This is a genomic window from Polynucleobacter sp. Nonnen-W13, from assembly GCF_018881735.1.
Taxonomy (GTDB): domain Bacteria; phylum Pseudomonadota; class Gammaproteobacteria; order Burkholderiales; family Burkholderiaceae; genus Polynucleobacter.
Map to the genome: position 1 here is coordinate 999,258 of NZ_JACVPU010000001.1, position 19,309 is coordinate 1,018,566.

At 46.3% G+C, this 19,309-nt stretch carries 13 protein-coding genes and 4 tRNA genes; 13 read left to right on the forward strand and 4 right to left on the reverse strand.

The genetic code is table 11. The features are described 5' to 3' along the window. Positions 1 to 46 precede the first annotated feature (46 nt). A tRNA-Val gene (locus ICN27_RS05200) sits at positions 47 to 122 on the forward strand. Between the two features lie 106 nt (positions 123 to 228). Next, the gene (locus ICN27_RS05205) at positions 229 to 1,695 is read left to right on the forward strand and encodes a peptidylprolyl isomerase (protein ID WP_216269197.1); all 1,467 of its coding nucleotides are present in this window, start codon (positions 229 to 231) and stop codon (positions 1,693 to 1,695) included. Position 1,696: 1 nt separating this feature from the next. Here the strand turns inward: ICN27_RS05205 and ICN27_RS05210 are convergent, their stop codons facing one another. Then, positions 1,697 to 2,347, reverse strand: a complete 651-nt coding sequence (locus ICN27_RS05210) for an arylesterase (RefSeq protein ID WP_216269198.1) — start codon at positions 2,345 to 2,347, stop codon at positions 1,697 to 1,699. A gap of 25 nt (positions 2,348 to 2,372) precedes the next feature. Here ICN27_RS05210 and ICN27_RS05215 point away from each other — a divergent pair, with 25 nt between their 5' ends. From ICN27_RS05215 to ICN27_RS05225, 3 genes are read left to right on the forward strand one after another with little or no spacing between them, the layout of a single operon-like run. Continuing rightward, on the forward strand, positions 2,373 to 3,053 hold the full coding sequence (locus ICN27_RS05215) for an ABC transporter ATP-binding protein (protein WP_216269199.1): 681 nt from the start codon (positions 2,373 to 2,375) through the stop codon (positions 3,051 to 3,053). Positions 3,054 to 3,074: 21 nt separating this feature from the next. Beyond that, complete coding sequence (purL, locus tag ICN27_RS05220) at positions 3,075 to 7,109, forward strand: phosphoribosylformylglycinamidine synthase (protein ID WP_216269200.1); 4,035 nt, start codon at positions 3,075 to 3,077, stop codon at positions 7,107 to 7,109. Positions 7,110 to 7,113: 4 nt separating this feature from the next. Beyond that, positions 7,114 to 7,890, forward strand: a complete 777-nt coding sequence (locus ICN27_RS05225; protein ID WP_255534983.1) for a spermidine synthase — start codon at positions 7,114 to 7,116, stop codon at positions 7,888 to 7,890. 73 nt (positions 7,891 to 7,963) lie between these two features. Here ICN27_RS05225 and ICN27_RS05230 read toward each other — a convergent pair whose 3' ends face one another. Beyond that, the gene (locus tag ICN27_RS05230) at positions 7,964 to 10,549 is read right to left on the reverse strand and encodes a bifunctional aconitate hydratase 2/2-methylisocitrate dehydratase (RefSeq protein WP_216269201.1); all 2,586 of its coding nucleotides are present in this window, start codon (positions 10,547 to 10,549) and stop codon (positions 7,964 to 7,966) included. 376 nt (positions 10,550 to 10,925) lie between these two features. Here ICN27_RS05230 and ICN27_RS05235 point away from each other — a divergent pair, with 376 nt between their 5' ends. Genes ICN27_RS05235 through ftsB form a run of 4 tightly spaced genes read left to right on the forward strand, consistent with a single transcriptional unit; the run spans position 10,926 to position 15,128 of the window. Beyond that, positions 10,926 to 12,587, forward strand: coding sequence for a CTP synthase (locus tag ICN27_RS05235; protein ID WP_216269202.1), 1,662 nt, complete (start codon positions 10,926 to 10,928; stop codon positions 12,585 to 12,587). 9 nt (positions 12,588 to 12,596) lie between these two features. Continuing rightward, entirely contained in the window at positions 12,597 to 13,460 is an 864-nt protein-coding gene (kdsA, locus tag ICN27_RS05240; RefSeq protein WP_215310224.1) for a 3-deoxy-8-phosphooctulonate synthase, read from the forward strand. Between the two features lie 33 nt (positions 13,461 to 13,493). Then, complete coding sequence (eno, locus tag ICN27_RS05245; RefSeq protein ID WP_215310225.1) at positions 13,494 to 14,780, forward strand: phosphopyruvate hydratase; 1,287 nt, start codon at positions 13,494 to 13,496, stop codon at positions 14,778 to 14,780. Positions 14,781 to 14,801: 21 nt separating this feature from the next. Next, positions 14,802 to 15,128 carry a cell division protein FtsB gene (ftsB, locus tag ICN27_RS05250; RefSeq protein ID WP_215310226.1) on the forward strand — a complete coding sequence of 109 codons (327 nt, stop codon included), beginning with the start codon at positions 14,802 to 14,804 and terminating at the stop codon, positions 15,126 to 15,128. A gap of 7 nt (positions 15,129 to 15,135) precedes the next feature. On the opposite strand, the gene ICN27_RS05255 is transcribed toward ftsB, so the two are convergent. Beyond that, positions 15,136 to 16,101, reverse strand: coding sequence for an Hsp33 family molecular chaperone HslO (locus ICN27_RS05255; protein ID WP_216269203.1), 966 nt, complete (start codon positions 16,099 to 16,101; stop codon positions 15,136 to 15,138). A gap of 68 nt (positions 16,102 to 16,169) precedes the next feature. Here ICN27_RS05255 and gltX point away from each other — a divergent pair, with 68 nt between their 5' ends. The 4 genes from gltX to ICN27_RS05275 all read left to right on the forward strand — a co-directional run bounded on the left by gltX (position 16,170) and on the right by ICN27_RS05275 (position 17,980). Then, positions 16,170 to 17,573 (forward strand): glutamate--tRNA ligase, encoded by a 1,404-nt coding sequence (gene gltX / locus ICN27_RS05260; RefSeq protein WP_216269204.1) that lies wholly within the window; start codon positions 16,170 to 16,172, stop codon positions 17,571 to 17,573. An 81-nt stretch (positions 17,574 to 17,654) separates the two neighbouring features. Continuing rightward, a tRNA-Ala gene (locus ICN27_RS05265) sits at positions 17,655 to 17,730 on the forward strand. Positions 17,731 to 17,770: 40 nt separating this feature from the next. Next, a tRNA-Glu gene (locus ICN27_RS05270) sits at positions 17,771 to 17,846 on the forward strand. A gap of 57 nt (positions 17,847 to 17,903) precedes the next feature. Beyond that, positions 17,904 to 17,980, forward strand: a tRNA-Asp gene (locus ICN27_RS05275). 71 nt (positions 17,981 to 18,051) lie between these two features. On the opposite strand, the gene ICN27_RS05280 is transcribed toward ICN27_RS05275, so the two are convergent. After that, entirely contained in the window at positions 18,052 to 19,233 is a 1,182-nt protein-coding gene (locus ICN27_RS05280) for an integrase core domain-containing protein (RefSeq protein ID WP_216268528.1), read from the reverse strand. Positions 19,234 to 19,309 lie beyond the last annotated feature (76 nt).

The following is a 19,309-nucleotide window of genomic DNA, read 5'->3' on the forward strand; positions in this document are numbered from 1 at the left end:
CTCTTTTATTCTCACACTAGGTTACAATCTCGTCTGTATTAATTTGGGGCGCTTAGCTCAGATGGTAGAGCGTCTGCCTTACACGCAGAATGTCGGCGGTTCGATCCCGTCAGCGCCCACCAGTTTCCCCATTTGCAATTGTTTTCCCTCTAATAGGCTTTCTAGTTCCTTCTAGACCTTCCGCCTAGTACACTCGTATTATTGATTTTATTTTCGAGCGATTAATTCATGTTTGATTCAGTACGTAAACACCAAAGACTTCTGCAGTTTGTTTTGATGTTGTTCATAGTGCCTTCTTTCGCCTTATTCGGCATCTCAAGTTATTCCGAATTTATGGATAAAGAAACTGACATTGTGAAAGTAAACGGTAAACCCATTACTGCGCAAGAAGTGGACGCAGCTGCAAAACGTCAAGCTGAGCGTGTTGGTGGAAATGTTCAGATTGCTCAAAGCTTACCCTTTCGTCAGGCAATCCTAAATGAGTTATTGCAACAGCGCATTCTTGGATTTGCTGTCAGCGACCTCCGCCTCCAAGTAGGCAAGCAAGAGCTTGTCAATAGCCTGCAAAAAATTCCGCAGATTCGCGCTTTATATCGGCAAGATGGCACATTTGATGATGCGCGCTTTAAGCAGTTGCTCGCTAGCAACGGCATGAATGAGGAGCAGTTTTATGCTGGCCAAAGTTTTGATTTAAAAATTCAACAGCTAGTAAATTCAGTGGCCAGAACAGAGTTAGCCAGTCCAAAATTATCTGAGATTGTTTCATCTTTATATGAGACTGAAAGACAGATTCAGACTTTGCAGTTCAATGCTAAAGATTATTTAGCTAAAGTAAATCCAAGCACTGAAGAGTTACAGGCTTTTTATGATGCCAATGCAAAGTTGTTTGAACAGCCCGAATATATTGATGTTGAATATATTATGTTGAAGGCTGATCCGAAAGAGGATTCCAAGGCTTTTAATGAAAAAGCAGATCAGTTTGCCAATATGACTTACGACCAGTCGGACAGCTTAAAACCAACTGCGGATAAATTAAAGCTCAGCATTCAAACTCAGAAGGGTGTGACTCGTGGTGGCGCAACCGGTGTATCCAGAGACCATCCTTTGGCCAATGCCAAGGTAGTCCAGTCGCTCTATGGTGATGAGGCTCTTAAAAATAAGCGCAATACCGAGGCTGTGCAGATATCGCCCGGTGTGTTTGTATCTGCTCGAGTGCTGACTTTTTACCCAGCACAAGTCTTACCTTATAAGGAGGTTGCGGCAGAAGTGCGGCGCCAAGTGAGTCAACGTGCCGCTGAGAAGTTGGCAATTACCGCTGCTAATGAACGATTAGCTGTCCTTCAAAAGGATCCCAAAGATACTACGGGCTTCAGCAGCCCTACATGGATTTCACGTAATAAGCCTGGCAGCCTAGTGGGCACATCTATGGATGAGGTCATGTCCATAAGTGCAAATGGATTGCCAGCAGTGGTTTCTGTTAGCAATCCAGGTATTGGCAGTACGATTTATCGTATTGATCAGGTTCGTCAACCGTCAACGGTAGATGCCAAGGTTCATCAAGCGCAAGCACAACAGATCCAAGCATTGGCTGCACAGTCAGAGTTTGCGGGTTTTATGAGCTACTGGCGTAATAGCGCTGGTGTTAAGGTGATTAACCCACTAAAGCAAGCAAGCACGGGTAGTGCGGGAAGCTAAGCTAGGGTAGTTTTTTCAGCAAGTTACTGTATGGGGCCATTGAGCCCCATACATTTTTAAAGATCATGCTTTGCGCCTCTAAATTTGGGTGTAGTCGATCCGCTTGAAATAATTCTGGTTTAGTGGCAACGCCTTCTAAGAAGAAGGGTAGTAACTCAATTCGCTCCTGATTCGCTATCTGAGGATAGAGCTGTTGAAATTGCTTGGTATAGGTTTGGCCATAGTTTGGAGGAATCTGAATGCCGCAGAGTAAAACCTTCGCGCCGGATTTTTTACTCATCTGAATCATCTGTCGTAGATTTGCCTCAGTTTGATTTATAGGCAAGCCCCTCAAAGCATCGTTAGCGCCTAACTCGATGAGGACAATTCCCGGTTTTTTCTGACTTAAGAGGGCGGGTAGACGAGTTAATCCACCAGAGCTTGTCTCACCGCTAATGCTGGCATTAAATACGCTCCAAGGACTTTTTTCCTTTCCAAGCTCTGCCTCAAGCAGCGTAACCCAGCCAGTGCCCCGTGGTAGGCCATATTCCGCTGAAAGACTATCGCCCAACACCAGAATGACAGGCTTTACTTGTGCCCAAGAACAAATACTCATTAAGAGGCAAAATAGACCCGTAATAAATTTATTGGCGATTAAAAGCTGAGTCTGCATTTTTCCATTCTTGAAAATTTTTCACATGAACAAACAGTCTAATTCCATTGTTGCCGATCGGGTAAGCAAGCTGGTTAATACGGCTGATGGCAACCTCAGTATTTTGCACGACCTGAGCTTTGAGATTGAGCAGGGCGAAAGTGTGGCCATTGTGGGGTCGTCAGGCTCTGGAAAAAGTACTTTGTTAAGTCTGCTGGCTGGACTAGATCTGCCCAGCACAGGGCAAATTGAGCTCATGGGTCAAAACCTGAGCTTGCTAGATGAAGATGGTAGGGCACGTTTACGTGGTCAGTTAGTTGGATTCGTCTTTCAATCATTCCAGCTCTTACCTCACCTGACTGCTCTAGAGAATGTGATGCTTCCACTTGAGATTGCTGGAGAAGCTCAGGCGCAAGCTCGTTTGTCCGCCCTAGAGTGGCTAGAAAAGGTCGGCTTAACTCCTAGGGCTAATCATTTTCCTAAAACTCTTTCTGGTGGCGAGCAACAGCGAGTGGCGCTAGCACGAGCCTTCATCAATAAGCCCACCATCCTGTTTGCTGATGAACCCACTGGAAGCCTGGATGAGGCTAGCGGAAATAGGGTGATTGAGCTCCTTTTTGAGCTAAATCGAGAGAATTCCTCGACACTAGTTTTGGTAACCCATGATCCAGCCTTGGCTGCTCGGTGTGGACGCCAATTGAGTCTGCATGGCGGACGATTGGCTTAATCAAAACCTTATAATCTTGGCATGTCATCATTCTGTTGCTTGCCCGGGGCAAATGCCCTTTCTGCCTTCCGCCAACAGCGACTTTTAGCTTCGCTCGCAGCCCAAGGAATTCAACTTGAGTCTATTGAGGCTCAATACCTTCATTTCATTTGGTCTCAGTCTGAGCTCAATGCCAAAGACAGAGAGGTACTCGAAAGTCTGCTGACTTACGGCCAGCCTTTTGTATCGATCATGAAGAATAGCGGTTTGATATTTAGTAAAGCTGCTGACAAACAATCTGCGATTTCGATTCCCCGTTTTGGCACAGTTTCTCCATGGGCTAGTAAAGCTACAGATATCGCTCGTCAGTGCGGCCTTCAGATTTTACGTATTGAACGTGGTGTTCGATATGCATGGCAAAGTAAAAAATCACTCAACGCGGAACAAGAACGGCTGATATTAACCGCGCTTCATGATCGGATGACGGAAGTTGTTATCGGCGATGTCAATGAAGCAAACGCTTTGTACCAATCTCTTCCCGACAGGCCTTTTGTACGTATCCCCGTGCTTGCTGAAGGTAGAGCGGCATTAGATAAAGCCAATCAAGAATTAGGCCTCGCCCTCTCTGAAGATGAGGTACTTTACCTGGTTGAGAACTTTATACGCTTAAAGCGCAATCCGAGTGATGTGGAATTGATTATGTTTGCTCAGGCAAACAGTGAGCATTGCCGTCACAAGATATTTAATTCCAGCTGGACGATTGATGGAGATGATCAGGAAAAATCCTTATTTGCGATGATTCGTAATACACATCAACTTCAGCCTGAAGGTACTATCGTTGCCTACTCTGATAACTCAGCGGTGATGGTAGGGGCTGAATCGGAAACTTGGTCAGCTAAAGGTCAAGATCGTCGTTACGAAAAAGATACGCGACTAGTGCACACCTTAATGAAGGTGGAGACGCACAATCATCCTACGGCAATTGCACCATTTCAAGGTGCATCCACTGGTGCTGGTGGTGAGATTCGAGATGAGGGTGCTACTGGTGTAGGTGGGCGCCCTAAGGCTGGACTTACTGGTTTCACTGTATCCAACCTGAATATCCCAGGCACTAATTTACCTTGGGAAACTGAGAAATACGGTAAGCCTGAGCGCATCGCTACACCACTCCAAATCATGATTGATGGACCCTTAGGCGGCGCTGCATTTAATAATGAATTCGGCCGCCCTATCCTGGGTGGTTATTTCCGCGTGTTCGAACAAACCTTAGAAGGAGTTCGTCGCGGTTATCACAAACCCATCATGATTGCGGGTGGTATTGGCAGTATTGACTCTATCCACACGGCAAAGAAACAAATTAAAGCGGGTCACTTGTTTATTCAATTGGGTGGTCCTGGTATGCGCATTGGTATGGGTGGCGCAACGGGGAGTTCTGTTGCAACCGGCACTAACACGGCAGATTTAGATTTTGATTCAGTCCAGCGCGGTAATCCAGAAATGGAACGTCGCGCGCAAGAGGTGATTAACTCTTGTATTGCCATGGGCACGAACAATCCCATTGTTTCGATTCATGACGTTGGTGCTGGTGGCGTATCTAATGCATTCCCAGAACTTGCTGATGGTGCTGGTTTAGGTGCGCAATTTCAATTGCGTAAAGTGCCGCTAGAAGAAAGCGGTATGAGCCCTGCAGAAATTTGGTGCAATGAATCTCAAGAGCGCTATGTTCTAGCAATTGAAGCTAAAGACCTAGAGCTTTTCAAATCTCTATGTGAGCGGGAGCGTTGCCCATTTGCTGTAGTCGGTGAAGCGACAATAGAGCGTCAACTTCAGTTAAGCGATAGCAAAGAAGTTGCTGGTAGCGATGCTGCCATGCCAATTGATATGCCAATGGAGGTATTGCTTGGGAAGCCCCCACGCATGCATCGTGATGTAAAGCGCGTTGCTCAAGAATTTGAAGAGTTAGATGTAACTGATGCAGATCTTGCGCAATGCATTGCCTGGGTTCTACAGCAACCTACTGTTGCCAGTAAGTCATTCTTAATCACTATCGGCGACCGTACTGTTGGTGGCCTGAACGCGCGCGACCCCTTTGTAGGCCCCTGGCAGGTCCCTGTGGCCGACTGTGCCGTTACCTTGATGGATTACAAAGGCTACCGCGGTGAAGTAATGTCGATGGGTGAGCGCACTCCATTAGCTGTGATCGATGCACCAGCAGCCGCCAAAATGGCTGTAGGTGAAGCCATTACGAACTTATTGGCTGCAGATATTCGCCGCTTAGAGGACGTTAAGCTTTCTGCCAACTGGATGGCCGCCTGTGGATCACCTGGTGAGGATGCAAAGTTATACGACTCAGTTCAAGCAATTGGTATGGATTTATGTCCAGCGCTAGGAATTTCTATTCCAGTTGGCAAAGACTCCTTATCTATGGCGACAGCATGGCAAGAGGGTGGTCAAGCTAAAAAAGTCGTTTCTCCAGTTTCGCTCATCATCTCTGCTTTTGCTGCAGTTCAGGATGTTCGTAAAACATCAACGCCTTTACTACAACTGCAAGATGAGTCTGGCACAGCCTTAGAGACTGAATTAATTTTGATTGATTTGGGTCGCGGTAAAAACCGCATGGCTGGAAGTATTTTGGCTCAAGTGCTCAATCAATCCGGTAAATCAGCTCCCAATGTAGATTACCCGGAAGACCTCAAAGCCCTGGCCGCCGCGATCATTGAGTTGCGTAAAGGCAATCAATTACTGGCATATCACGATCGCTCTGATGGTGGTTTATTTGCCTGTATCGCAGAGATGGCTTTCGCATCTCATACTGGTATCTCCATCAATGTCGACATGATTGCAGTAGATGTTGGACAAGAGGCTGATTGGGGGGATGCTAAGAACTGGGCGCAACAGGTATCTGGACTTCGTCATGAACAGACCATACGTGCATTATTTAATGAAGAGCTGGGTGCAGTCATTCAGACGCGAAAATCGGATCGTGAAGCTATATTTGCCGTTCTGCGTAAGCTGAACCTCAGTGCTTATAGTCATGTGATTGCCCAGCCTAATACCAATGGTCGTATTGAAATTTGGCGCGATGCTAAGAATATTTTTGCAGAGCCGCGTGAAGTACTTCAAAAAATGTGGGCAAACACCAGTTATCAGATTACTCGCTTACGCGATAACCCAGACTGCGCTGATAACGAATTTTCACTCCTCGATCATGTTGCTGATGCAGGAATGTCTCCCAAGCTAACGTTTGATATTGCGGATGATGTTGCGGCGCCATTTATCAATCAGAATGCCCGTCCTAAAGTTGCTATCTTGCGCGAGCAGGGCGTTAACTCTCATGTGGAAATGGCCTACGCTATGAACTGGGCAGGCTTTGATAGCTACGACGTTCACATGTCAGATTTGCTTTCTGGTAAATCCAAGTTGGATGATTTCCGTGGCTTGATTGCCTGTGGTGGATTTAGCTATGGAGATGTATTGGGTGCAGGTGAGGGTTGGGCGAAGACTATTTTATTTAATAGCCAACTACGAGATCAGTTTTCCATATTCTTTAGCCGTCAGGATAGCTTTGCGCTAGGTGTTTGTAATGGTTGCCAAATGATGAGCAATCTTGCGGGCATTATTCCAGGCGCAGAAGCTTGGCCAAAATTTACGCGTAATCAGTCTGAGCAATATGAAGCGCGCTTGGTCATGGCTGAGGTAATGGCTTCACCTTCAATCTTTATGCAAGGCATGACAGGTAGTCAGTTACCAATTGCTATTGCGCACGGTGAAGGTTTTGCTAATTTCAGCCAGCAAGGTAATTTAGAGGCTTTGCAAAAACAAGGATTAACGGCACTACGATTTGTAGATCACCAAGGTAGTCCAACTGAAATCTACCCAATGAACCCAAATGGATCGCCTGGTGGCTTGACAGGGGTTACCACTCCGGATGGACGATTTACTGTGATGATGCCGCACCCTGAGCGAGTGTTCAGGACCGTGCAGATGAGCTGGGCTCCAAAGGAATGGTTGGATACGCCCGATGGAGCGAGTCCTTGGATGCGCTTATTCCGTAATGCGAGAGTCTGGGCTAAATAAGTTAATGTCAGATATATCTATGGCTATGGAGCCGGTCACGTTTTCTGAGAGCGGTGGAGTACGTTATTTACATTTTGGTAGTGAATTAATTCAAGGTGCCATGCGCATCCGTGATCCGGATGAGATTTATCTAGAATATAACCAGCAGATGATGGCTTGGTTGCTATTCCTAGAGACCAAGCCAGGTATGCGTGTTGCTCAACTTGGCCTTGGCACTGGCGCTCTCACCAAATTTACGCATCGCTATTGTCCTGCGGTTAAAACTACCGTTGTCGAACTAAATCCCTCTGTGATTGTTTCTGCCAGAAGTATGTTTTTCACACCCTCTGATGATCGGCGTCTTGAGACACTTCAGATAGATGCAAAAGCCTTTGTGAAGAGCACTAAATATCAAAACCACTTTGATGCAGTTCAAGTTGATCTCTACGATGCAATTTGTGACGGCCCATCTGCCAGCTCCCTAGAGTTTTATCAGGGCTGTTTCAATCTCCTGAGATCACCTGGCATATTAACGGTGAACTTATTCTCACGCCACAAGAGTTTTGATATAAATCTCAATAATATTTGCGAAGCATTTGATAACCGAGTTCTGTTATTTCCAGAGTCGCATGATTGCAATGTGGTAGCAATCGCTTTTAAAGGTCCACTCCTAGATGTAGAGTGGAAAGAGGTCTCAAAGCGTGCCAAACTGATTATGGAAAAAACGGGTTTGCCGACTAATACCTGGGTATCTGGGTTGAACCGTGAAAATGCGCATCAAGAAAATAAGCTATCGATCTAAAGAAAGTGGGATAAGAAAAAAGGCGATCAACTGATCGCCTTTTTGTTGCCCTTAGGTTCAGGGCTGATTTGACTTAAATTGTCACTGTGTCAGCAACATCGCTAAATGACTTAATCTTGTCAAAGTTCATGTACTTATAGACTTCACCAGCCTTAGCATTCAAGGATTCCACTTGCTCGAAATATTCTTGCGGAGTTGGTAGACGACCCAAGAGTGCGGCAACAGCTGAAAGCTCGGCAGAAGCTAAATAGACACGAGTATCAATACCCAAGCGGTTCGGGAAGTTACGCGTCGAGGTAGAAACTGCTGTTGAGCCTTTGCGGATCTGCGCCTGATTACCCATGCAGAGTGAGCAGCCTGGGGTTTCCATACGAGCACCAGTGGCACCAAGAATCCCGTAATAACCTTCCTCGGTCAGAATCATTTGATCCATTTTGGTTGGTGGCGCAACCCAAAGACGCGTAGGCATATCTTTTTTGCCCTGAAGAACTTGTCCTGCCGCACGGAAGTGCCCAATATTAGTCATGCATGAACCAATAAATACCTCATCAATTTTCTCGCCAGATACTTCGGATAAGAACTTCACGTCATCCGGGTCGTTAGGGCAGGCCAAGATAGGCTCTTTAATTTCGCTCATATCAATTTCGATAATCTCAGCATAGTCTGCATCAGCATCAGCCTTGAGCAACTCAGGTTTAGCAATCCAAGCTTCCATTGCTTTAATACGACGACCTAAAGTACGCTTATCTTCGTAGCCATTAGCGATCATCCACTTCATTAAGGTGATATTGGAGCGCATGTATTCAATGATTGGCTCTTTGCTTAATTGAACGGCACAACCGCCAGCAGAACGTTCAGCCGAGGCATCTGATAATTCAAATGCTTGCTCAACCTTCAGGTCAGGCAAACCTTCAATCTCTAGAATACGGCCAGAGAAAATATTTTTCTTACCTTGCTTCTCAACCGTTAATAAACCTTTTTTGATCGCATACAAAGGAATTGCATTGACCATGTCGCGCAATGTAATACCAGGTTGCATCTTGCCTTTAAAGCGTATCAATACAGACTCAGGCATATCCAAAGGCATTACGCCAGTGGCGGCAGCAAAAGCAACTAAGCCAGAGCCAGCAGGGAAGGAGATCCCGATAGGAAAACGAGTATGGCTATCGCCACCAGTTCCACAAGTATCTGGCATTAGTAGACGATTTAACCAACTGTGAATCACGCCATCACCTGGGCGTAAAGATACGCCACCGCGGTTAGTCATGAACGCTGGTAATTCATGGTGAGTACGAATATCTACTGGTTTTGGATAAGCAGAGGTGTGACAGAATGATTGCATGACTAAATCAGCGGAGAATCCTAGGCAAGCAAGATCTTTTAATTCATCACGGGTCATTGGGCCAGTGGTGTCTTGTGAACCTACGGTAGTCATGTGTGGCTCACAATAAGTACCTGGGCGAACGCCTTGACCCTCAGGTAGGCCACATGCACGACCGACCATCTTCTGAGCCAAGCTAAACCCTTTTTTGTTGTCTGGAGGGCTAACTGGAATACGGAATTCTGTAGAGGCTGGTAAGCCAAGTGCGGCGCGGGCTTTGGCAGTAAGGCCGCGACCGACAATCAAAGGAATGCGTCCACCTGCACGAACTTCATCCAAGATAACTGGGGACTTCAATGAGAAAGAGGCAATTTCTTTCCCGTTTTTAAATGCCTTGCCTTCATATGGACGTAGCTCAATTTCGTCGCCCATATTCATATCAGAAACATCAAGCTCAACAGGCAATGCACCAGCATCTTCCATCGTATTAAAGAAGATCGGGGCAATCTTCGCCCCTAAGCAAACGCCACCAAAGCGCTTGTTTGGAACAAATGGGATATCTTGACCGGTCCACCACAACACAGAATTCGTTGCGGATTTGCGTGAAGATCCTGTACCCACTACGTCTCCAACATAGGCAATTTGATTGCCTTTTTTCTGGAGTGCTTCAATTTGTTTCATGGGGCCACGCACACCAACCTCATCTGGCTCAATACCTGGACGTGGGTTCTTCAACATAATGGTTGCATGCAACGGAATGTCTGGACGGCTCCATGCGTCTGGTGCAGGTGACAAATCATCGGTATTAGTTTCGCCGGTAACTTTAAATACGGTGAGCTTCATGCTTTCTGGAACAGCTGTGCGGCTTGTAAACCATTCGGCATCAGCCCAGCTTTGCATGACTGCCTTAGCCTGCACATTGCCTTTTTCTGCCAATTCCTGAACATCATGGAAGTAGTCAAACATCAATAAAGTCTTTTTTAATGCCGCTGCTGCACTTGCTGCACACTCAGAATCTGATAACAATTCAACCAAAGGTTTAATGTTGTAACCACCCAGCATGGTCCCCAAGAGTTCAGTTGCCTTGATGCGTGAAATCAGTGGTGACTTCTCGACTCCCTTGGCGATAGCATCTAAAAACTCGGCTTTCACTTTAGCCGCTTCATCCACTCCAGCTGGTACTCGATTAGTAATGAGTTCTACTAACTCTGTTTCCTTACCCTTTGGAGGATTTTTAAGCAAACCCACTAATTCAGCAGTTTGATCTTTAGTCAGGGGGAGGGCTGGAATTCCAAGGGCTGCGCGTTCGGCAACTTGAGCGTTGTAGGCTTCTAGCATCGTGTTTCCTATTGGGTAAGAGTTATCAACAGTAAGACTAAGCGGGGTGTGTCCCTTAATGAGTCTATTGTAATTGCTAAATCATGTCTTATATAAGACTTAATGATCAAAATTGCCAAAAATTGCTTAAAATTTAGGCAATTTAGAGTCTATCTGACTATTTTGGACTCAATTTGAGAAATGTTGAGCGGAGGAAGGGCGGAGTTTCTTGAGCTCGAAGATGCTTCAAATAATTCCGATTTATACAAACATAAGCCTAAAAGCCTGACTTTGACTTAATAACTGATATCTATCCACTTGCTCTTTGAGCCTGCCAAGAATTTTTAATGGCTCAGTCGCTATCGTTATAATTACTTTTTCCAACAGAGCTTAAGCGATGACCAAATACGTTTTTGTCACTGGTGGTGTGGTTTCTTCTTTAGGGAAAGGAATTGCAGCTGCCTCGCTTGCCGCGATTCTTGAATCCCGCGGCCTGAAAGTCACCCTCCTAAAATTAGACCCTTATATCAACGTTGACCCGGGGACAATGAGCCCACTTCAGCATGGTGAAGTTTTTGTTACCGAAGATGGCGCCGAAACCGACCTTGATCTTGGGCATTACGAGCGCTTTGTTTCTGCAAAAATGCGCAAGAGTAACAACTTCACAACTGGCCAGATCTATGAGTCAGTAATCAGTAAAGAGCGGCGTGGAGAGTACCTTGGTAAAACTGTCCAAGTGATTCCACATATTACGAATGAGATACAGGCCTTCGTAGAGCGGGGCGCCAAAGCGAGTCACGATGGTCAGGCCGACATTGCAATCTGTGAAATCGGTGGAACTGTTGGCGATATCGAGTCCTTGCCGTTTCTAGAGGCCGCTCGCCAAATGAGTATTCGTCTGCCAAAGCACAGTTGCGCATTTGTTCACCTTACTTTAGTTCCCTATATTGCTAGTGCAGGGGAATTGAAGACAAAACCCACGCAGCACTCAGTACAAAAGCTGCGAGAAATAGGCATCATGCCGACGGTACTGTTGTGCCGTGCAGATCGCCCAATTCCAGAAGATGAGCGCGCCAAGATTTCTCTGTTCTCAAATGTACGTGAAGAGGCCGTAATCTCAGTTTGGGATGTTGACACAATCTACAAAATTCCAGAGATGCTACAAGCGCAAGGTATGGATGACTTGATTTGTCGTGAATTAGATATTCAAGCTAAACCAGCAGACCTATCCGTTTGGGCAAACCTAGTTTACGAACTGGCTAACCCACAGCACGAAGTCACCATTGGCATGGTTGGCAAGTATGTTGAGTTAACCGAGTCTTATAAGTCATTGATCGAGGCATTGCGCCATGCTGGAATTCATAATCACACTCGTGTCAACATCAACTACATAGATTCTGAAGTGATTGAAAAAGATGGTGTTGATTGCCTGCACAGTTTAGATGCGATATTGGTTCCAGGCGGCTTTGGTAAGCGTGGCACCGAAGGAAAGATTGCTGCCATTCGTTATGCCCGCGAAAATAATGTTCCATATCTTGGCATTTGCTTAGGAATGCAGTTAGCTGTAATCGAATTTGCTCGCCATGTTGCTAACATTGCTCATGCTAACAGCACTGAGTTTGACCCTGAAACCGAGAGTCCGGTTGTTGCTTTGATTACAGAATGGGTTGATCGCGAAGGTCGAGTTGAGAAGCGCACTAATGATTCGGATCTGGGTGGAACAATGCGCTTAGGTTCCCAGCGTTGTCCCGTCAAGGCTGGCACTCTAGCTCACAAGATCTATGGTGCCGAAGTAAATGAACGGCATCGACATCGCTATGAAGTAAATAATATTTACGTTCCTCGCCTGGAGAAGGCTGGCTTAATTATTTCCGCTAGAACTCCAAATGAGTCCTTGCCAGAAATGATGGAGTTACCCAATTCTATGCACCCTTGGTTCTTTGGTGTGCAGTTCCATCCAGAGTTCACCTCGACACCGCGTGATGGCCACCCATTATTTTCCGCATTTATTAATGCATCATTAGTTCATCAAGCTGCAACCGAAAAGCAAGTTGCCTAGGAGAAATACATGAGTGCATTTAAGTTATGCGGTTTTGATGTTGGCTTAGACCATCGCTTCTTTTTGATTGCGGGTCCTTGCGTGATTGAGTCTGAGCAATCAGCCTTAGACATCGCAGGTGAACTAAAAGAGATTACTGCTGCTCTAGGTATTCCATTTATCTACAAGTCCTCTTTTGACAAAGCTAATCGCTCCTCTGGAACTTCTTTTCGTGGCCTAGGCATGGAAAAGGGTCTGGAAATTCTGGCTCGAGTTAAGCGCGAGATTGGTGTTCCGGTATTGACTGACATTCATGACATCAGCGAAATTGCGCCAGTATCTAAAGTAGTGGATGTGCTTCAAACGCCAGCCTTCTTGTGCAGACAAACGGATTTCATTCGCGCATGCGCTCAAAGTGGCAAGCCAGTGAATTTCAAGAAGGGTCAATTTTTATCCCCTCATGAAATGCTCAATGTGATTGACAAAGCACGTGCAGCTGCTAAAGAAGCGAACTTACCTGATCAGTTTATGGTTTGCGAGCGTGGCGCTTCATTTGGTTACAACAACTTAGTTTCTGATATGCGCAGTTTGGCTATTTTGCGTGAAGCAAAAGCTCCGGTTGTATTTGATGCCACCCATTCGGTACAGCTTCCTGGTGGTCAAGGCAACGCCAGTGGTGGCCAACGTGAATTTGTTCCCGTACTGGCTCGTGCTGCTGTTGCAGTTGGCATCAGCGGCTTATTTATGGAGACGCACCCAGATCCTGCAAAAGCACTTTCTGATGGCCCAAATGCTGTACCTTTGAACCGCATGAAGGAATTACTTGAGTCTTTAGTTGCAATTGACTCTGTTGTGAAAAAGCCCGGATCATTTTTAGAAGATAGCTTTAAGTAAGACCCCATATTTATTTAATTTAGGAGAAGGTGCATGAGCGCCATTGTTGACATCATCGGTAGAGAAGTTTTAGATTCACGCGGCAATCCCACAGTTGAATGCGATGTATTACTTGAGTCTGGCGTAATGGGCCGTGCAGCTGTGCCTTCAGGTGCATCGACTGGTTCACGTGAAGCTATTGAACTACGTGATGGAGATCAGGCGCGTTATTTAGGCAAGGGTGTTCTCAAGGCTGTACAAAATATTAATATTGAGATTGCTGAATCTATTCTCGGTCTTGATGCTAGCGAACAAGCATTCCTTGATCACACCTTAATTGAACTAGATGGAACTCATAACAAAGCACGCTTAGGTGCAAATGCAACCTTGGCTGTTTCTATGGCCGTAGCACGCGCTGCCGCAGAGGAAGCTGGCTTACCTTTGTATCGCTATTTTGGTGGCTCAGGCGGCATGCAATTGCCGGTCCCCATGATGAATATCGTGAATGGGGGTGCTCACGCAAATAACAGTCTAGATATTCAGGAATTTATGGTGATGCCAGTGGGGGCGCAAAGCTTCCGCGAAGCCTTGCGTTGTGGCGCTGAAATCTTCCATGAATTGAAGAAGATTCTAGGTGCTCAAGGTATGCCAACTACCGTTGGAGATGAAGGCGGCTTTGCACCGAACTTCAAGAGCAATCAAGAGTGCTTACAGACCATTATGAAAGCGATTGAGGGCGCTGGTTACCAAGCTGGTGAAGATGTTTTACTTGCCCTGGATTGCGCTGCTAGTGAATTCTATAAAGATGGTAAATACCACCTGTCTGGAGAGGGTTTACAACTTAGCTCAAGCGAATTTTCAGATTATCTTGGTAACTTGGCTGACCAATTCCCAATCGTATCGATTGAGGACGGCATGCATGAGAGCGACTGGGATGGATGGGCTGATATTACTCAAAAATTGGGCAAGAAGATCCAATTGGTTGGTGATGATCTCTTCGTTACCAATACTCGTATTCTCAAGGAGGGCATTGAGAAAGGTATTGCTAATTCCATCTTGATCAAGATTAATCAAATTGGCACTTTAACTGAGACCTTTGCTGCGATTGAAATGGCTAAGCGTGCCAATTACACGGCAGTTATTTCCCATCGCTCCGGTGAAACAGAAGACAGCACCATTGCGGATATTGCTGTTGGTACAAATGCCGGCCAAATTAAGACCGGCTCTTTGTCTCGCTCCGATCGAATTGCCAAGTACAACCAGTTGTTACGTATAGAAGAAGACTTGGGTGATGTTGCGACTTACCCAGGTAAGTCTGTTTTTTATAACCTCAAACGCTAACCATTGACTAGTTTTTAGTTTATGAGAATTGTCATTTACTCAATGCTGTTATTGTTGATCGCAATACAGTACCCACTTTGGTTGGGTAAGGGTGGATGGCTGAAGGTATACGAGATGGAGAAACAGCTTGAGTTGCAACAGGCTAAAAACAGTCTTCTGAGTTTGCGTAATGCCAAACTGACTGGCGACGTTAAGGACTTAAAAGATGGTACCCGAGCGATTGAAGAGCGGGCTCGTGTTGAGCACGGCATGCTGAAAGAAGGGGAGTTCTTTGTGCAAATCCTGCCTACCGAAAAGTCTGCCTCCAATGCTGCGGATGGCGTAAAGCCATCAACAACGAGGCAATAAATATCGCTTAATGTCCGCTAGAGGGTGGTCTTGTAGCATCTGCTAATAAATCTGTTTTAAAGACCTGCCTACAATCAACCGCATCAAAGCGATAAGCTTTTGCACAAAAATCACACTCTGTTTCTACAGCGCCTTGCTCTGCAAGAATGCTTTCAACTTCTTCTTCGCCCAGCATTCTAAGAATATCGGCCACCTTGGTGCGTGAACAGCGGCAGCTAAAGCGAACAGGGCGAGACGGGAAACTTCGGACACCGCTTTCTGCCGACTCTTCTAAAAAGAGGCGACGGAGGATAGTTTGCGGTGAAAGTGTCAGCAGCTCTTCATTTGTAATCGTCTCACCCAGCGTCTGAATTCTGGTCCACCCTTCAGCCGCAAGTTGAGGATCAAGATGGGCATGACCCCCTGAATCTGGTAACCGCTGTAACAGCAATCCTCCAACATGGGTGTCATTGGATGCTAGCCAGATGCGGGTATCTAATTGTTCTGAGTTTTGCATGTACAGGGCAATAGCTTCGGCAGCGCTGGTAACGGGCTTAATGACTGTACCGCGGTGCTCCTGAAGAGCCACGATCCCTTGGTAGGGCGGTTGACCAGGTTGACGGTCTGATGGATCTAGAGTGATTACTAGACGCCCAGTATTGTCCGCATCCAGCAATTCACCTAGAGTGGCATTGGGATCGATGCTGGCGGGATCTACGGATAGCTTTACAGTGGCTCGCATGGTCAGGTCGGACTTGCATTCCACCACGAGAAGCTGAATAGGGCCCTTACTTTGGGCCTGAATAATCAAAGTCCCATCAAATTTAAGGCTAGCGCTTAACAGAGTCGCTGCACCCACAAAATCACCCAAGATCCGTCTGACCACCGGAGGATCATTACGGCGCTCTAAGACGGACTGCCAGGCACTGCTAATGGAAACAATTTCCCCACGGACCGGGGCGCCATCACACATAAATACAAGTAATTCATTCATAAGTGAAAGTATCCACTTTTTTGATGATCAGAGTACCAAATAATCAAATCTAAAGCTGACCTGAGATAATGTTACTTATGCATATAAGAACACGTTTCGCCCCCAGTCCAACGGGCTTTATTCACTTGGGCAACCTTCGCAGCGCTTTATATCCCTGGGCTTTTGCTCGCCACAACCAAGGCGACTTTATTTTGCGTATTGAGGATACCGATGTAGAGCGCTCCACACAGGAAGCTGTCGACGTCATTATTGAAGGTATGGCATGGCTTGGCCTAGATTTAGACGAAGGCCCAATTTATCAAATGCAGCGCATTGATCGTTATCGTGCGGTGGTGAAGCAGATGCTCGATGCTGGCCTTGCTTACCCTTGCTACATGAGCGAAGCAGAGCTCAATAAGCTTCGTGACCAACAAATGGCCAATAAAGAAAAGCCGCGCTATAACGGCCAATGGCGTCCTGAGCCGGGCAAAACTTTGCCAGCAATACCAGAGGGCGTTCTACCAGTGATTCGGTTCAAGAATCCTATTGGTGGATCCGTGATTTGGGATGATGCAGTGAAAGGCAAGATCGAAATCAGTAATGATGAGCTGGATGATTTGGTGATTGCCCGTCCTGATGGCACGCCAACCTATAACTTTTGTGTTGTAGTTGATGATCTTGATATGAACATCACTCATGTGATTCGTGGCGATGACCATGTCAACAACACGCCACGCCAAATTAACATCATGAAAGCACTTGGTGGTACGCCACCGGTATATGCCCACTTACCAACAGTCCTGAACGACTCTGGTGAAAAAATGAGTAAGCGTAACGGTGCTATGAGTGTGCGTGATTATCAAAAAGCAGGCTACCTGCCTGAAGCTATTCTGAATTACCTAGCAAGACTAGGTTGGTCACATGGCGATGCAGAGGTTTTTACTAAAGAGCAGTTTGTCAATTGGTTTGACTTAGGCAGCCTTGGTCGATCACCGGCTCAACACAATCCAGAAAAACTGCTTTGGTTAAATCATCAATATATTCAGAACGCAGATCCAGAAAAACTAGCGCAAGCAACTAAGCCATTTGCACATGAACTCGGTATCGATACAGAAAATGGCCCAGACTTTGTGCAAGTAGTTGCACTCCTCAAAGATCGCGCCAATACGCTGATTGAAATTGCAGAAGGTGCAAAGCTATTCTATTTACCGGCACCTGCTCATACGAGTGAACAAATTGCAGAAAATATCCCAGCTGAAATCATTCCCGCCCTGAAGGATTTGATTGAAGCGATTCAATCTGCAGAACATACGAAAGCGGCTTATGGAGCAGCTTTTAAAGAAGTTTTAACTAAGCATCAGATCAAAATGCCAGCATTAGCAATGCCCGTGCGTTACGCTTTATTTGCCACTACACAGACGCCAGCCATTGATTCTGTCTTATTGGTTATGGGCAAGAATGAGGCGATAGCAAGGCTTTCCAAGGTTGTCTAAACCAGAACTTGCCTCCCCTTATAAAAATAGGCTAAAATCTTGGATTGTTTTGAGTGTCTTGTAGAGTTTTAACGAGATTACGGGGGTATAGCTCAGCTGGGAGAGCGCTTGCATGGCATGCAAGAGGTCAGCGGTTCGATCCCGCTTATCTCCACCAAGCATTTAGAATGACAGCATTAGTTTGAGTAGTAGTCCAGGTCCCCATCGTCTAGAGGCCTAGGACATCACCCTTTCACGGTGAGTACGGGGGTTCGAATCCCCCTGGGGACGCCAAAATTTTTGGCTAGTTGTGAGTTGTAAGAAGTGACACAAGTAGCATGCGATGTAATTGGAGCGGTAGTTCAGTTGGTTAGAATATCGGCCTGTCACGCCGAGGGTCGCGGGTTCGAGTCCCGTCCGCTCCGCCAATTTGTTTAGGGTACGTACCGGACACATGCTTTACGTCCGGTACCGACCACATGGTTTACACATTTACCAATCACATCCCCAATACTTTGGGACCAAATGGGTTTTCTAGGGCTTGTACCCTTGAAGACTCCATATCAAAGTAAGCCATATCGTAATCCATAAAGCTCACTAACCATACGTCGTCCTCGACTTGCCGCAGGCCCACGTCATGACCAGCGAACACCGTACTAAAGTGAATCTTCTTACCATCAAGGCAGATGCGTCCACAGTTGGTCACCGTGACCGTCTTATCATGGAAGGGATAACTGACATCTGGCAATCCTTCATATATTCGAGTCGAGGGGGTATAGAGTTGTGCCGGTTTTTTCATCTCTAGTGCTTGATGGGGACGCTCATAGTTGTACTCATGGATAAAGTCTTCGAACTTATCTTGTTGTTGCAACATCGTTTTGGCTGGCGGTTTAGTCGTGGCTTGCTTGAGTGTTAAATGCATGCGTTCATGGCGACCATTTTGCTGGGGATTACCGGGCTTAATGCGCTCAATGCCAATACCCAAGCGCAACCACCACACTGACAAACTGCTCAGGCCATAAAGCGCATTAGCGCACGCAAACGGTACGCCGTTGTCTGAGCGGATACTGCCCGGTAGCCCATACTCTTTAAAGAGTTGCTCAAAGACGGTAAAGGCCTGCGCTTCACGAGTACTCTCTAAACCTTCACAGCAAATCAAAAAGCGAGAGGCGTAGTCCGTTACGGTTAAGGGGTAACAATATTGCTTGTTACCCAGCATAAATTCGCCCTTGTAATCGACGCACCACAGAGCATTGGGCTCTTTGAGATCGGATAAGTTGGTCCCGGTAAGCTTGGGATGGCGGCGCATCCGTTTCTTCTTCACTAGACCATGGCGATCGAGAACTGCATGTACCGTACTCTTGGCTGGCAAAGACAGCTCGGGGTAGTGAGTATGGATGCGGTCTCGCAGTTTAGGAGCGCCCCAGGTCGGGAACTCTTTTTTCAGGTTCACAATCAATTGCTCAACCTGGAAGGGCAGCCGGTTGGCTTGTCTAAAAGGCCTTCTTGATCGATCGGTAAAGGCTTCTAAACCACTGTCTTTATAACGATCAATGATCTTATGGCCAGTCACTCTGGAGATGCCAAACTCCTGGCACAGGGTAGTAATTTTCTCGCCATCGAGGTAACGAGACACAAAACGTAGCTTTTCATCCATCTTCGTACTTTCATTCCACGGCATAGAGTGGTCCCTCCTATGCCAAAAACTGTAAAGTATGTGTCCGGTATAAAGTGTTAACTATGTGTCGAGTCGTACA

What these genes read in the sequence shown, in the direction of transcription:
- ICN27_RS05210 (WP_216269198.1), bottom strand. Translation starts at nt 2,347, where the DNA reads ATGCAGACTCAGCTTTTAATCGCCAATAAATTTATTACGGGTCTATTT.
- purL (WP_216269200.1), top strand. Translation starts at nt 3,075, where the DNA reads ATGTCATCATTCTGTTGCTTGCCCGGGGCAAATGCCCTTTCTGCCTTC.
- ICN27_RS05225 (WP_255534983.1), top strand. Translation starts at nt 7,114, where the DNA reads ATGTCAGATATATCTATGGCTATGGAGCCGGTCACGTTTTCTGAGAGC.
- kdsA (WP_215310224.1), top strand. Translation starts at nt 12,597, where the DNA reads ATGAGTGCATTTAAGTTATGCGGTTTTGATGTTGGCTTAGACCATCGC.
- ICN27_RS05230 (WP_216269201.1), bottom strand. Translation starts at nt 10,549, where the DNA reads ATGCTAGAAGCCTACAACGCTCAAGTTGCCGAACGCGCAGCCCTTGGA.
- ICN27_RS05205 (WP_216269197.1), top strand. Translation starts at nt 229, where the DNA reads ATGTTTGATTCAGTACGTAAACACCAAAGACTTCTGCAGTTTGTTTTG.
- ICN27_RS05280 (WP_216268528.1), bottom strand. Translation starts at nt 19,233, where the DNA reads ATGCCGTGGAATGAAAGTACGAAGATGGATGAAAAGCTACGTTTTGTG.
- ICN27_RS05215 (WP_216269199.1), top strand. Translation starts at nt 2,373, where the DNA reads ATGAACAAACAGTCTAATTCCATTGTTGCCGATCGGGTAAGCAAGCTG.
- ICN27_RS05255 (WP_216269203.1), bottom strand. Translation starts at nt 16,101, where the DNA reads ATGAATGAATTACTTGTATTTATGTGTGATGGCGCCCCGGTCCGTGGG.
- gltX (WP_216269204.1), top strand. Translation starts at nt 16,170, where the DNA reads ATGTTACTTATGCATATAAGAACACGTTTCGCCCCCAGTCCAACGGGC.
- eno (WP_215310225.1), top strand. Translation starts at nt 13,494, where the DNA reads ATGAGCGCCATTGTTGACATCATCGGTAGAGAAGTTTTAGATTCACGC.
- ftsB (WP_215310226.1), top strand. Translation starts at nt 14,802, where the DNA reads ATGAGAATTGTCATTTACTCAATGCTGTTATTGTTGATCGCAATACAG.
- ICN27_RS05235 (WP_216269202.1), top strand. Translation starts at nt 10,926, where the DNA reads ATGACCAAATACGTTTTTGTCACTGGTGGTGTGGTTTCTTCTTTAGGG.